Annotated in this window: 13 protein-coding genes and 7 tRNA genes; 9 read left to right on the plus strand and 11 right to left on the minus strand. The window is 64.9% G+C overall.

Features of this window, described 5'->3' with window-relative positions; translation table 11 throughout:
- The first annotated feature begins 273 nt into the window (after nucleotides 1–273).
- Nucleotides 274–762, plus strand: a complete 489-nt coding sequence (locus tag ACWGQ2_RS06765; RefSeq protein ID WP_452015589.1) for an FBP domain-containing protein — start codon at nucleotides 274–276, stop codon at nucleotides 760–762.
- Here ACWGQ2_RS06765 and ybaK read toward each other — a convergent pair.
- The 3 genes from ybaK to ACWGQ2_RS06780 are packed head-to-tail and all read right to left on the minus strand — an operon-like array spanning nucleotide 759 to nucleotide 2,717.
- On the minus strand, nucleotides 759–1,265 hold the full coding sequence (gene ybaK, locus ACWGQ2_RS06770; protein ID WP_452015591.1) for a Cys-tRNA(Pro) deacylase: 507 nt from the start codon (nucleotides 1,263–1,265) through the stop codon (nucleotides 759–761). The two genes, ACWGQ2_RS06765 and ybaK, sit on opposite strands and share 4 nt — an antisense overlap.
- Before the next feature lie 3 nt (nucleotides 1,266–1,268).
- The gene (locus ACWGQ2_RS06775; RefSeq protein ID WP_452015593.1) at nucleotides 1,269–1,772 is read right to left on the minus strand and encodes a SufE family protein; all 504 of its coding nucleotides are present in this window, start codon (nucleotides 1,770–1,772) and stop codon (nucleotides 1,269–1,271) included.
- A gap of 39 nt (nucleotides 1,773–1,811) precedes the next feature.
- Nucleotides 1,812–2,717, minus strand: a complete 906-nt coding sequence (locus ACWGQ2_RS06780; RefSeq protein WP_452015595.1) for a sulfurtransferase — start codon at nucleotides 2,715–2,717, stop codon at nucleotides 1,812–1,814.
- A gap of 144 nt (nucleotides 2,718–2,861) precedes the next feature.
- Here ACWGQ2_RS06780 and zapE point away from each other — a divergent pair, with 144 nt between their 5' ends.
- Complete coding sequence (gene zapE, locus ACWGQ2_RS06785; protein ID WP_452015597.1) at nucleotides 2,862–3,917, plus strand: cell division protein ZapE; 1,056 nt, start codon at nucleotides 2,862–2,864, stop codon at nucleotides 3,915–3,917.
- A 75-nt stretch (nucleotides 3,918–3,992) separates the two neighbouring features.
- Here the strand turns inward: zapE and ACWGQ2_RS06790 are convergent, their stop codons facing one another.
- The 7 genes from ACWGQ2_RS06790 to ACWGQ2_RS06820 all read right to left on the minus strand — a co-directional run bounded on the left by ACWGQ2_RS06790 (nucleotide 3,993) and on the right by ACWGQ2_RS06820 (nucleotide 5,026).
- On the minus strand, nucleotides 3,993–4,250 hold the full coding sequence (locus ACWGQ2_RS06790; protein ID WP_452015599.1) for an antitoxin: 258 nt from the start codon (nucleotides 4,248–4,250) through the stop codon (nucleotides 3,993–3,995).
- 155 nt (nucleotides 4,251–4,405) lie between these two features.
- Nucleotides 4,406–4,479: transfer RNA gene (locus ACWGQ2_RS06795), tRNA-Gly, on the minus strand.
- Nucleotides 4,480–4,513: 34 nt separating this feature from the next.
- Nucleotides 4,514–4,585: transfer RNA gene (locus tag ACWGQ2_RS06800), tRNA-Val, on the minus strand.
- A gap of 48 nt (nucleotides 4,586–4,633) precedes the next feature.
- Nucleotides 4,634–4,707, minus strand: a tRNA-Gly gene (locus ACWGQ2_RS06805).
- A gap of 34 nt (nucleotides 4,708–4,741) precedes the next feature.
- Nucleotides 4,742–4,813, minus strand: a tRNA-Val gene (locus ACWGQ2_RS06810).
- Between the two features lie 26 nt (nucleotides 4,814–4,839).
- Nucleotides 4,840–4,913 (minus strand) — tRNA-Cys (locus ACWGQ2_RS06815).
- A 39-nt stretch (nucleotides 4,914–4,952) separates the two neighbouring features.
- A tRNA-Gly gene (locus ACWGQ2_RS06820) sits at nucleotides 4,953–5,026 on the minus strand.
- A gap of 176 nt (nucleotides 5,027–5,202) precedes the next feature.
- Between ACWGQ2_RS06820 and ACWGQ2_RS06825 the strand changes: the two genes are divergently transcribed.
- The 6 genes from ACWGQ2_RS06825 to rpe all read left to right on the plus strand — a co-directional run bounded on the left by ACWGQ2_RS06825 (nucleotide 5,203) and on the right by rpe (nucleotide 10,019).
- Nucleotides 5,203–5,277, plus strand: a tRNA-Val gene (locus ACWGQ2_RS06825).
- 97 nt (nucleotides 5,278–5,374) lie between these two features.
- Nucleotides 5,375–6,265, plus strand: coding sequence for a cytochrome (locus tag ACWGQ2_RS06830; protein ID WP_452015601.1), 891 nt, complete (start codon nucleotides 5,375–5,377; stop codon nucleotides 6,263–6,265).
- Nucleotides 6,266–6,341: 76 nt separating this feature from the next.
- The gene (gene def, locus ACWGQ2_RS06835) at nucleotides 6,342–6,914 is read left to right on the plus strand and encodes a peptide deformylase (RefSeq protein WP_452015603.1); all 573 of its coding nucleotides are present in this window, start codon (nucleotides 6,342–6,344) and stop codon (nucleotides 6,912–6,914) included.
- Nucleotides 6,915–6,922: 8 nt separating this feature from the next.
- A complete protein-coding gene (gene fmt, locus ACWGQ2_RS06840; protein ID WP_452015605.1) occupies nucleotides 6,923–7,852 on the plus strand; it encodes a methionyl-tRNA formyltransferase in 930 nt (309 codons plus the stop codon).
- Nucleotides 7,849–9,333: an RsmB/NOP family class I SAM-dependent RNA methyltransferase gene (locus ACWGQ2_RS06845; RefSeq protein ID WP_452015607.1), complete on the plus strand. Its 1,485-nt coding sequence runs from the start codon at nucleotides 7,849–7,851 to the stop codon at nucleotides 9,331–9,333. The genes fmt and ACWGQ2_RS06845 overlap by 4 nt, the downstream gene beginning before the upstream one ends.
- 14 nt (nucleotides 9,334–9,347) lie before the next feature.
- On the plus strand, nucleotides 9,348–10,019 hold the full coding sequence (rpe, locus tag ACWGQ2_RS06850; RefSeq protein ID WP_452015609.1) for a ribulose-phosphate 3-epimerase: 672 nt from the start codon (nucleotides 9,348–9,350) through the stop codon (nucleotides 10,017–10,019).
- On the opposite strand, the gene ACWGQ2_RS06855 is transcribed toward rpe, so the two are convergent.
- Entirely contained in the window at nucleotides 10,003–10,833 is an 831-nt protein-coding gene (locus ACWGQ2_RS06855; protein WP_452015611.1) for an SMP-30/gluconolactonase/LRE family protein, read from the minus strand. The two genes, rpe and ACWGQ2_RS06855, sit on opposite strands and share 17 nt — an antisense overlap.
- Nucleotides 10,834–10,969: 136 nt before the next feature.
- Between ACWGQ2_RS06855 and ACWGQ2_RS06860 the strand changes: the two genes are divergently transcribed.
- Nucleotides 10,970–12,562 (plus strand): ABC-F family ATP-binding cassette domain-containing protein, encoded by a 1,593-nt coding sequence (locus tag ACWGQ2_RS06860; RefSeq protein ID WP_452015613.1) that lies wholly within the window; start codon nucleotides 10,970–10,972, stop codon nucleotides 12,560–12,562.
- The last annotated feature ends 39 nt before the right edge of the window (nucleotides 12,563–12,601 follow it).

Genomic DNA, 12,601 nt, shown 5'->3' on the forward strand with positions numbered 1-12,601 from the left:
TCGCAGGCACAGCTGTAACTGCTGACCCGCGTCCGCCATCGTGGTGGGCTGCGCTGGACAGCGCCTTCAGCGCTCGTCCAGCCGCCTCCCTGGCACGTCGACAGCCATCTGGCTCGCCGCATGCCACGGTGTCCGACGAAAGCACACGGCCCCACTTAGGTATGCGGCCCACACTCAAGCCAGCCGCAAGGCCCGCCGTCGCGCAAGCCTCCGCGCCCCAGTCAGCCAGCCTGCACCACCGCTCCAACGAGCCACCGAAACGAAAGCCTGAACATGAAAGCCCTAACCCAAGCTGCCATCCGCAAGTCCTTCATCAACGCCAGCCGGTCACAGACTGCTGCCGTGAATTTCCCTGCCGACTTCGACGAGATCGACTGGGAGAACATCGACCAGTTCGGCTGGAGGGACCACAAGATGCCGCAGCGTGCCTACTTGGTGACCGAGTCTGGAGGGAAGCCCACCACGATCCTGCTGCGTGCGCCCGAATTGGTCGCGGCAGGAAGGAAAGCGATGTGCGCTCTCTGCGAAGACCTCGAGGACACTGACGATGTGTTCCTGTTCGTCGCACCGAAAGCGGGTGCCGCAGGGAAGAACGGCAACTCCGTGGGAACCCTCATCCACAGCACGTTCACCTGTTCACGCAATGTGCGCGCCGATGTCCTGCCGACTCCGATCCATCCGGACCCGGAACTCGTCAAAGCCGAACGAACCCGCAAGCTCATCGAACGCACGGAGCAGTTCATCAGGAAGGTTCGGGACTAGTCCTTGTAGACGGCAATCCGGCCGGTCTGGGCCTCCGTAAGGCGGATCAGGTCGAAGGGGGAGAGCTCAATCTCAAAGCCCCGCCGGCCGCCGGAAACGTAGATCATATCCAGGGCTTCGGCACTTGAATCGATCACGGCCGCGCTGTGGTGGCGCTGCCCCAGTGGGGAGATGCCTCCCACTACGTATCCGGTGCGTCGCTCGGCCTCGGCCTTGTCGGCTAGGGAAACCTTACGCACACCTAGCATGGAGGCGACCTTTTTCAGATCGAGCATGGCAGCTACAGGAACCATCGCCACCGCAAGCCGGTTGTCCAGCGACACCATCAGCGTCTTGAAGACTGCTTCGGCAGGAACACCGAGCTTCTCTGCTGCCTCCAGCCCGTAGGACGGAGTGGACGCGTCGTGGTGGTAGCTCATGGTCCGGTAGGCGACGCCGGCAGCATCCAGTGCATGGGTAGCCGGCGTCGCGCCGTGCCCGCCTTTCCTGCTGCTGCCGGCCATGGCCTACCTCGCCAGCTCTGCGGAGGACGTATCCGCGGAATCGGCAGCAACCTTCTCGGCAACCTTCCGCTTGATGCGGCCAAGCATGGCGGACATTCCGCGCATCCGCAGGGGAGTGATAGCGCGGGTCAGTCCAAGCCGGTCCGGAACATCAGCGGGAACCGCCAGGATCTCGGCTGCAGGGAGCCCGTTCAGGCCTTCGTGCAGCACGCTGGCAAACCCACGCGTGGTAGGCGCTTCCGGCGGGGCAGAGAAGAACAGCTCCACCGGATGCTCCGGAGCGTCACCCACCTCGACGGTCAGGAACAGCGGAGACTGGCATTCAACAACCTGCTCCAGCATTTCCGGGTGGTCTGCCAGACGGGAAGGCAGTGCCGGCAGGGCCCGGGAGAACTCAAGCAGCAGTTCGAGCCGCTCCGGTTCGCTCATCGCCTGGAAGTCGAGAACAATCTCCTGCAGCTGCTCCGGGACGGCCGGTTCAGCGGAGGAGGGAATAGGGGTGCTCATATAACCAAGTACTTTCGGTTGTGGATTGCTGGCAGATCTCTAGCGGGAAGCAGGAGCGGCACCGGGCTCGGCACCGCGGACGATCGGCACACGCACCGCGTTGCCCCATTCGGTCCAGGACCCGTCGTAGTTGCGGACCGATTCGAAGCCCAGCAGGTGCTTCAGCACAAACCAAGTATGGCTGGAACGTTCCCCGATCCGACAGTAGGCAACGACGTCGTCGCCCGCCTTGAGCCCGGCTTCTCCGCCGTATAGCGCATCCAGCTCGGTGCGGCTGCGGAACGTGCCGTCTTCTGCTGCTGCCTTGCCCCACGGAACGGAGACGGCGGTGGGGATGTGGCCGCCCTTCATGGCGCCCTCGTCCATGTAGTCGGGCATGTGGGTGCGTTCGCCCGTGTACTCGGCGGGGGAGCGGACGTCGATCAGCGGACCGTTGCCCAGGTGTGCCATCACATCGGTGAGGTATGCACGCACAGGCTCGTCCCGGCGTTCGACGACGGGGTAATCCGTAGCCGTGACCTGCGGCTTTTCAGTGGTCATCTCGCGGCCCTCGGCGATCCACTTGTCCCGGCCGCCGTCGAGCAGCCGCACGTCCTCGTGGCCGAAGAGCGTAAACACCCAGAGCGCGTACGCAGCCCACCAGTTGCTCTTGTCGCCGTAGATCACCACGGTGGAGTCACGGCTGACTCCCTTTTCGCCCATGAGCTTGGAGAAGGCCGCGCCGTCAACGAAGTCGCGGGTATCGGCGTCGTTCAAATCCGTGTGCCAGTCAATCTTGCGGGCACCGGGGATGTGGCCGGTGTCGTAGAGCAGGATGTCCTCGTTGGACTCCAGGACCACCAGATCAGGGGAATCCAGGTGCTCGGCCAGCCAGTCGGTGGACACGAGCTTTTCGGGATGGGCGTAGTCGGCGAACTTCGGATTCGGATCTGCGGGCAGCGGCATGGGTGTTCCCCTTTAGGTAAGACGGCACGTTTACTACCAAGCCTAACGATGTGCACGTCCTAAAACTTCCTTGAGGACTGCCCACCCGCTGCAGTGGCGTATCGTTGCTACGGCAGCAAATGCCGGTACCCCTAGCAGAATCGGATGGATGGTTTGGGCGCAGCAGGACAAGTGGAGCAGCTGACTAAGCGGACTCCCCAGGTTTCCACGGACGAACTCCTGAAGGGTTTCTTCCCCTCGCCCAGGTTCGGTGAAGTCTCCTTCGACAGCTACATTCCCGACCCGTCCCAGCCCTCGCAGGCCGAGGCCGTCGCAGCTATGCGCGCCTTCGCTCAGAGCGTCGACACGCCCGCTCCCAGCGGCTTCCGCAAGCTCTTCGGTGCCAAGAAACCCGAGACGAAGGCCGGTTTCTACCTCGACGGCGGCTTCGGTGTGGGCAAGACCCACCTGCTCGCCTCGCTGTTCCACGCAGTCGAGGGCCCCAAGGCCTTCGGCACCTTCGTTGAATACACGAACCTCGTCGGCGCGCTCTCCTTCCGCAAGACGGTTGAAGCCCTCTCGGCCTACAAACTGGTCTGCATCGACGAATTCGAACTCGATGATCCCGGAGACACGGTGCTGATGTCCCGGCTTATGCGGGAACTGTCCGACGCCGGCGTCAAGCTGGCAGCCACGTCCAACACACTGCCCGGTTCGCTGGGCGAGGGCCGCTTCGCGGCCGTGGACTTCCAGCGGGAAATCCAGGTACTGGCGGACCAGTTCGACGTCGTACGGATCGACGGCGAGGATTACCGCCACCGCGGCCTCCCGGAGTCCCCTCCGCCGCTGGACGACGCCGGCATGGCTGAGCGGATTGCCGCGGAGTTCGACGGCAAGACCGTCGCGGAAGACGAATTCGCTGACCTTGTGTCCCATCTGGCCAATGTGCACCCGAGCCGCTACCGCCAGCTGATCGACGGAATCGACGCCGTCGCCTGGCACAACGTGCACACCATTTCGGAGCAGTCCGTTGCGCTGCGCTTTGTGGTCCTGGCGGACCGTCTCTATGACAAGGACGTTCCGATCCTTGCCAGCGGGGTGCCGTTCGACCAGCTCTTCACCAAGGAAATGATGGCCGGCGGATACATGAAGAAGTACTTCCGCGCCGTCTCCCGCCTCACTGCCCTGGCCCGTGAAGGCCAGACGGGCGAGGCCTCCTAAGAGAAGCCCACATACGACGAAGGCCCTGGTCCCGCATAGTGCGGAACCAGGGCCTTTTTGCCGTGCTCGGGCCTCTTAGGTGGTCGGAGGAGTCTGTCCGGGCGTATTGCCAGAGTCTGGACCCTGCTTGCGGTCAAGATTGTCTACCGCGTCGGAGGCCTTGCTCTGGATACCGTCGATCTTGTCCGAGTACTTGCCGCCGGTTTTCTGGTCGACGAAGTCCCCTGCCTTATCGATGCCGCCCTTGACCTTGTCGGAGTTCTCTCCAACAAACTCGGCAGCCTTATCCTTCAGCAGTCCGGCCTTGCCCTTGAGCGCGTCAAATGCAGACACGGATCACCTCCTTCCACAGGGGAAACCAGACGTTTCCCGTTCAGAACAATAGTAAGCCCACTGAGGGATACCGCCAAGGTTCGGCCGGGGGCCGGGTGCAGCGTTAACGCAGAAGGAGCAGGCCGCGATGGCCTGCTCCTTCTGTATGTAATCCGAGCGGACGACGGGATTCGAACCCGCGACATCCACCTTGGCAAGGTGGTGCTCTAGCCAGCTGAGCTACGTCCGCAAATAAAAGCCCGGCTGATAAAGCCGTTCTTTCGTGCGCGATACTGGGATCGAACCAGTGACCTCTTCCGTGTCAGGGAAGCGCGCTACCGCTGCGCCAATCGCGCCTGATACTGCCCTGGCTCCGGATGACCGGTGCCTCTGCAGTACAGGAGAGCGGACGACGGGATTCGAACCCGCGACATCCACCTTGGCAAGGTGGTGCTCTAGCCAGCTGAGCTACGTCCGCAAAATAAAGTCCATACACAAAGTTCTGAACTTCGTGCGCGATACTGGGATCGAACCAGTGACCTCTTCCGTGTCAGGGAAGCGCGCTACCGCTGCGCCAATCGCGCCCATAACTGGGTGTTGCATGTAACCGTGGAGGTGGGGACGGGATTCGAACCCGCGTATACGGCTTTGCAGGCCGCTGCCTCGCCTCTCGGCCACCCCACCGTGACCAGCTTTTGAGGGCCGGAAATACAGTGACTTGCGAGCGGACGACGGGATTCGAACCCGCGACATCCACCTTGGCAAGGTGGTGCTCTAGCCAGCTGAGCTACGTCCGCATGTTGGCGTTTCTGCGGCGTTCGGCCGCTTTCCAACGAAGAAAAACTCTATAGGACGATTCGGCGTTCGTCCAATCGGCGCGGCTGCGGCGCGTTGCCGGTATCCGGTTTTGACGAGGGGCGATTGTGGGCTAGCATCTTTAGACGTTGCAGCAGTTCAAAGGCAACTCCCGCAAGGGCGATTGGCGCAGTGGTAGCGCGCTTCGTTCACACCGAAGAGGTCACTGGTTCGAACCCAGTATCGCCCACCAGCAGGCCGCCGCTTTCCGAAATGGAGAGCGGCGGCCTTTTTTGTGCGCTCCCGACGCCGTGCGTCCTGCTGTCAGTGCCGGGTGGCAGACTGTTTATATGACTGCACCAGCACTGGCCCACGCAACAGAGTTCGGGCGCATGTACTCGCGCTCCCTCACCGAAGCCCCGGCGGTTCCGTCCATCACCACGGTTATTGCCCAGGGCAGCACGTCACTGGATGGCTGGCACAGCTACATGGCAGCCAGCGCCGTCGTGAAGCACCCGGGCCTGCCGGCGGCGATCGGCAACTCCTCGCAGCTGCGCACCATTGTCCAGGAAGCCTCACGCGCCTCCGAGCGCTACCGTGACGCGGCCGCGGAACGCGGAACCCGTGTGCACTACTACTGTGAACAGGTCGCCCTGCGGGCCCTGGATCAGCCGCATCAGATCGCGGAGGCACGCTCTGCCCTGGCCGAGCACGGGGAACACCAGTTCGCGGACCGCTTCGACGAGTGGTGGCAGCTCTACCAGGTTGAACCGGTCGCGGCGGAAATTACCGTCTGGAACCATGAACTCGGGTACGCCGGAACCCTGGACCTGGTCGCCAGGATAGGCGGCCGGCTTTGCCTGATCGACTACAAGACCAAAAACACTGACCGCGACGGCCAGGTCAAGCCGCTCGATGACAAGGTGGTCATGCAGCTGGTTGCCGGAATGAAGGCCGAGGAATCCCTCGTCGACGCCGCTGCCGGAACGTGGGAACCGTGGGCCTACGGGCAGAGTCCGGTCCTGCTGGGAGTTGCCGTGGGACAGACAGAAGTGCGTCCAATGCGTGCCAACCCGGAGGTCCTGCCGCAGCACTGGTACAAATTCTGTGCGCTCCGCCGGCTCTGGCAGACAAGTTACGACGCCGTTGCCGCCGGGCGCGCGCTGCTTCCAATTGCCCCGCCGCCGGTGCAGGCAGCCGGTTCGCACGCTGTCGCTGCCGGTCAGCCCGCTTCCAACTAGACTGGTTACCGGGCTTTCTGCCCCGCAGCAGGTAAAACCCGCAGCGCTTCGCGAGAGTAAGGGACACATTCTTAAGATGGCAATCCTGACGATTCGGATTATCGGCGACCCCGTCCTGAGGACCCGTGCCGAGGAAGTCACGGACTTCGGTCCGGAACTCGCCAAGCTGGTAGCGGACATGGAAGAGACCATGGACGACGTCGACGGCGCCGGCCTGGCTGCCCCGCAGGTGGGCGTCAGCCTCCGTGTGTTCACGTACCGAATTGACGGCGTTTCAGGCCACGTGGTGAACCCTGTCCTGGAACTCAGCGAGGACTTCCAGGAGGACCAGGTGGAAGGCTGCCTGTCCATCCCGGGCCTCGGTTACCCGGTGCCGCGCCGCCGGTGGACCCGGGTCGCGGGCCAGGACAAGGACGGCAACCCCGTCACGGTGGAAGGCGAAGGCATGCTGGCCCGCGCGTTCCAGCACGAGACCGACCACCTGGACGGCGTGCTGTTCATCGACCGGCTCAAGGGCGATGACCGCAAGGCAGCACTGCGCGCCATCCGCATGGCCGACTACGACGTAATCACCGAACGCACCACAGCCCAGCGCGCGCAGAGCGTGGGCTCCAGCTTCGGCACCTTCGGACAGGCAACGGGAGCGTAGCGGCCGGCATGCGCGTACTTTTCGCCGGAACTCCGGCCGTCGCCGTCCCCTCCCTGAACGCACTGCTGGAGGCAGGATTCGACGTCGTCGGCGTCCTGACCCGGCCCGACGCGCCGCTGGGCCGCAAGCGCGTCCTGACCCCGTCACCGGTAGCAGCCCGTGCGGAGGAACTGGGCCTGCCGGTCATCAAGGCAGACCGGATTGACGACGACGCCGTCGCCGCCATCTCCGCGCTGGCCCCGGACGCTGCCGCGATCGTGGCCTACGGCGCGCTGATCCCGGAGCGGGCGCTGGCTATCCCGGCGCACGGCTGGATCAACCTGCACTTTTCCCTGCTCCCGGCCTGGCGCGGCGCGGCTCCGGTCCAGCACTCCGTCATAGCCGGAGATGAGATCACCGGTGCCAGCACCTTCCTGCTGGAAAAGGGACTCGACACCGGTCCGGTCTTCGGACAGCTCACCGAAAGCGTCGACCCGGCCCTGACCAGCGGGGAACTGCTGGAACGCCTCTCGCACAGCGGTGCCGTCCTGCTGGCGCAGACCCTAGCGGCCATTCAGGCCGGCCGCGCCGTGCCGGTTCCGCAGAGCGGGGAAGTCAGCCTGGCACCCAAGCTGACCATTGAAGACGGACATCTGGACTGGCAACAGCCGGCACTGGCCCTGCGCCGCCGGATCAACGGCGTCACCCCGGAACCCGGAGCCTGGACAACCTGGGACGGAGCGAGATTCAAAATCGGCGCCGCAGTTCCGCGCCCCGACGTCAGCGACCTGGCGCCCGGCCAGGTACGGCTGGGATCCGGCAGCGCCGCCGTTGCCCTGGTGGGCACCGGCAGCAGTGCCCTGGAACTGCAGCGGGTTCAGCCCGCAGGAAAGAAAATGATGTCCGGGGCCGACTGGGCCCGCGGACTGGGCCAGCGTGAGGACGTGGTTTTTAAGTGAGCAGCAGCGACCGCAACGCCAAGGGACATCAGCGCAGCCGCCCGTCCGTCCGCAGCCGGACAACGGCTGCCCCGTCGCAGCGGACCCGCGCCGCCGATCCGGCGCGCCTGGTGGCCTTCGAAGTCCTCCGCGCTGTCTCGGGCGAGGACGCGTACGCCAACCTCGTGCTGCCCAAGAGCATCCGCAAGCACCGCCTGGACAAGCGCGACGCCGGTTTCGCCACCGAGCTTGCCTACGGGGCACTGCGCGGACAGGGCATTTACGACGCCATCCTGGCCCGCTGCGTGGACCGACCGCTTGAAAAACTCGATCCGGCCGTCCTGGACGCCCTGCGGATCGGCGCACACCAGCTCCTGGCCATGCGCGTGCCGGCCCACGCAGCACTTGACCAGACCGTTGGCCTGGCCCGCGCGGTGATCGGCGCCGGCCCATCCACCCTGATCAACGCCGTGCTCCGAAAGGTCGCGGCACGGGACCTTGCCGAATGGACAGCGCTGCTGACCGAGGATGAGCCCGACGCCGTGAAGCGCTCGGCCATCGAATACAGCCACCCGGAATGGATTGTGCGCGCCCTGCGCCAGTCGCTCGTGGCGCACGGTCGCAGCGTCGAGGAGATCACCGACCTGCTCCAGGCGGACAACGACGCACCTGTGGTGAACCTGGTAGCGCTGCCCGGACTCGGCAGCCTCGACGAGGCACGTGAAGCAGGCGCCGTGGACGGCGAACTGGTCCAGGACTCCGCCCTCTTCGCTGCCGGCGACGTCGGACGGCTTGAATCCGTGCGCGCCGGAACCACCCGCGTGCAGGACGCCGGCTCCCAGCTGGTAGCCCGCGCCCTGGCCGAACTGGACCTCGACGGCGTTTCTCCGGACGAGGACGGCGTGGAGAAGTGGCTGGACATGTGCGCCGGACCCGGCGGCAAAGCAGCCCTGCTCGCCGCCCTGGCCCACGAGAAGGGTGCGGTTATCCTGGCAAATGAGCCGGCCCCGCACCGCGCGCAGCTGGTCCGCCAGGCACTGGAAGCCGTGCCCGGGGAGACCTGGAACGTGCGCACCGGAGACGGACGTACCGTGGCTGAGGACTACCCGGAGACCTTCGACCGCATCCTCGTGGACGCACCCTGCACCGGCCTGGGTGCCCTGCGCCGCCGTCCGGAATCGCGCTGGCGCCGCCAGCCCGGCGACGTCGGCGACCTGGGCTCGCTGCAGCGTGAACTGCTGACCACCGCCGTGGACGCCGTGAAGCCTGGGGGAGTGGTGGCATATGTGACGTGCTCACCCCATCCCGCCGAAACCAAGGCCGTGGTTGCGGACGTCCTCCGGAAGCGCAATGACTTGGAACTGCTCGATGCCGGTGCCGCACTGGACGCGGTCAGCCTCAGCGGGTCCCTCGAAGCAGGCCATGAGTCCACAGCGCAGCTGTGGCCCCACATTCACCAGACCGATGCGATGTTCCTGGCCCTGATCCGCCGGAAGATCTGACCAAGGAGAGCACCGTGAGCAACTGCTGCATCAACCCGAGCATCCTGTCCGCCGACTTCGTGAACCTGGAAGCTGAGCTGGAACGCATCAGCGGCGCCGACGCCGTGCACGTGGACGTCATGGACAACCATTTTGTGCCGAACCTGACGATTGGCCTGCCCGTGGTCAAGCGTATCCAGGAGGTCAGCAGGCTGCCGCTGGACGCGCACCTGATGATCGCCGACGCCGACCGCTGGGCCCCGGCGTACGCCGAAGCAGGACTGGCCTCTGTCACGTTCCATGTGGAGGCAGCTGCCGCACCCATCCGCCTGGCCCGTGAGCTGCGCGACCGCGGCGCGAAGGCAGGCATGGCCCTGAAGCCGGCCACTCCGGTGGAGCCGTACCTGGATATGCTGCCGGAACTGGACATGCTGCTCATCATGACGGTTGAACCCGGCTTTGGCGGACAGAAGTTCCTGGACGTCACCCTGCCCAAGATCCGCCGGGCTGCTGCGGCTGTCCGCGGATCCGGCCTGCCGATCGCCATCCAGGTGGACGGCGGGATTGCACCTGACACGATCGAACGTGCCGCCGAAGCTGGTGCCAACGTTTTTGTGGCCGGATCAGCGGTCTACGGCACACCGGACCCCAACGAGGCGATTGCCAAGCTCCGGGCCCAGGCCGAAGCAGTTACGCCGGCGGCCTGACCCGCTGCACCATGACCCGGCCGGTTTTCTCCCAGCCGGGATCCATGGCCTGAGGCCACTGCGCCGTCATCATAAACAGCAGTCCGCCGTCGTCTCCACCCGCGGCGCAGGAGAAGCAGCCGTCATCCAGCTGGACGGTCTGCAGAACATGGCCGCCTTCCTGGATCCGGACACAGCGCTCACCGGGAACCTCGGCAAACCAGATGCCGCCGCTGCCGTCCCAGCTGATCCCGTCCGGGGCACTGCCCTCAAGACTGGCCCATGTCTGGGAGGGGGCAAGGGTGCCGTCCGGGAGGATCTCAAAGGAGGTCAGCCGTCCGGCATTGGACTCGGCCACCACCAGGGACCGTCCGTCGGCGGAGACCAGCATCCCGTTGGGAAACGCCAGGTTCCCTGCGACCTGCTGGATGGACCCGTCGGGGCGGATCAGCGCGATGAGCCCGTTGTCCTCCGGCTCCCCGGCATAGTCCTGCCCGATTCCATTGACGTAGATGTTGCCGGAGGGGTGCACTGCGATTTCGTTCCACGGGTACGGGGAGAGCTCGCGCAGGCTGGCCAGGGGGATCAGCCCGGCGTGGGGTACCTCCACCAGCACTGTGCCGTCGGAACCTGAAACCACGGTCATGCGGCCGTCCGGCAGCCAGTCGAACGTGATCGGAAAGGACGGGACTCCCGCCACCCGGCGGACGTTGCCTGCAGCGTCCAAGGAGGAAATCGTCCCGGCGGTCCAGTCCGCGAAATAGAACTCACCGGCGTGCCAGCGGGCGGATTCACCCATCCCCAGACCGGTAACCAGTGTTGTTGCCTGCACCATTGAGGCACCTCCAGAGATCGGCTAGGTGGTCTGCCAAACGCCTTCAGTATGCGTCGGGGCCCCTGCGCGGGAACAGGGCACAGGCACGGACCGATAGGATTAGTGGCTTGCTTACTTCCCGAGAGGACACACCCGAATGAGCCTGATCAGGCTGCAGGACGTCAACGTTGGCTTCGACAAGAACCAGATCCTCCGGGAAGTCTTCTTCCGGCTGGAGCCAAAGGACCGGGTAGGCCTGATCGGCAAGAACGGCTCCGGCAAATCCACCCTGCTCAAGCTGATCCTGCAGCAGATGGAACCGGACTCCGGCACGGTCAGTGTGGATGACGGCCTGAAGATCGGCTACTTCTCGCAGTTCTCCGAACTGGCCGGCGACTCCACGGTCACCGAAGTCCTGAACGGCCTCTTCACCGAGATTCAGGCGATTGAAGGGGAGCTCGCCTCGATCGACGAGGCACTGGGTGCCGATCCCGATGAGAAGACGATGGACAAACTCATCCGCCGCCAGGCCGAGCTGTTCGAAGCCATGGACCACCAGGACGGATGGGACTATCCGCGCCGGATCGATGCCGCGCTGACCACCCTGGGCTTCAGTGAAGCGCACCGGACCTGCCCCATCGACGCGCTCTCCGGCGGCTGGCGCAACCGTGCGGCGCTGGCCAAGATCCTGCTGCAGGCGCCGGACGTGCTGCTGCTGGACGAGCCGACCAACTACCTCGACGTCGAGGGAGTCCAGTGGCTGGAAGGCTGGTTCCGCGACTTCCGCGGTGCCGCCGTCGTCGTTTCCCATGACCGGGCGTTCCTGGACGCTGTGGTGACCCGGATCATCGAGGTGGAGAACTACCACCTCCACGAATACCCCGGTAACTTCGCCGAATACGTCATCCAGAAGCAGTTCCGGCTCAAGACCCTGGCCTCCCAGTTTGTGCATGAATCGGAGCTGCTGGCCTTTGAAGCTGAAGGAATCGCAGACCGGCGGGAAGCGGCAAAGGCCGGCGGACGTACCCTCGGTGCGAAGCTTGCCAAGATCAAGAAGTCCCGCGCGCCGCGGCCGGTGGATCAGATCATCACCGAGATCTACTCGGGCCTGCATGTGAAGGACAACCTGTGCCGGGTGCATGACGTGTCCAAGTCCTACGGGGACCGGACCCTATTCAGCGGTGTGTCCTTCGAGATCCAGCGCGGTGACCGGCTGGTGGTCCTGGGCGCCAACGGCAGCGGCAAGACCACCCTGCTGCGGGTGCTCACCGGGGAGGAAACACCCGACACCGGCAAAGTTCTCTGGGCAAACGGAGCCGGGATGGTCTCCTACAACCAGGTCCTCGCCGAACTGGACGACGCCGACACCGTCACCCATGCGGTCAACGCGATGCCGGACAGCCTGGCGCTGAAGGCGACGAAGAAATCCGTGAACCGGTTCCTGGCAATGTTCCAGTTCTCCGAAGCGGACCTCAAGCAGAAGATCGGTAACCTTTCCGGCGGACAGAAAGCACGCGTGGCAATGGCCCAGTCCCTGCTCTCCGGAGCCTCCGTGCTGCTGCTCGATGAGCCCACCAACCACCTGGACCTCTCCAGCACCCAGGTCATGGAACAGGCGCTGCTGCACTTCCCGGGCGCCGTGGTGGTGGTCAGCCACGACCGGTTCTTCACGGACAAGGTCGCCAACCGGCAGCTGGTGTTCGGCGCCGGCGGGGGAGCACCCGGTGAAATCGACCTCCGCGTGGCCTGACCGTTCCGCGGGGTGAGACGAAACATGACGGCGCATGTC

The sequence above is a fragment of the Arthrobacter sp. NPDC055585 genome, assembly GCF_053619115.1.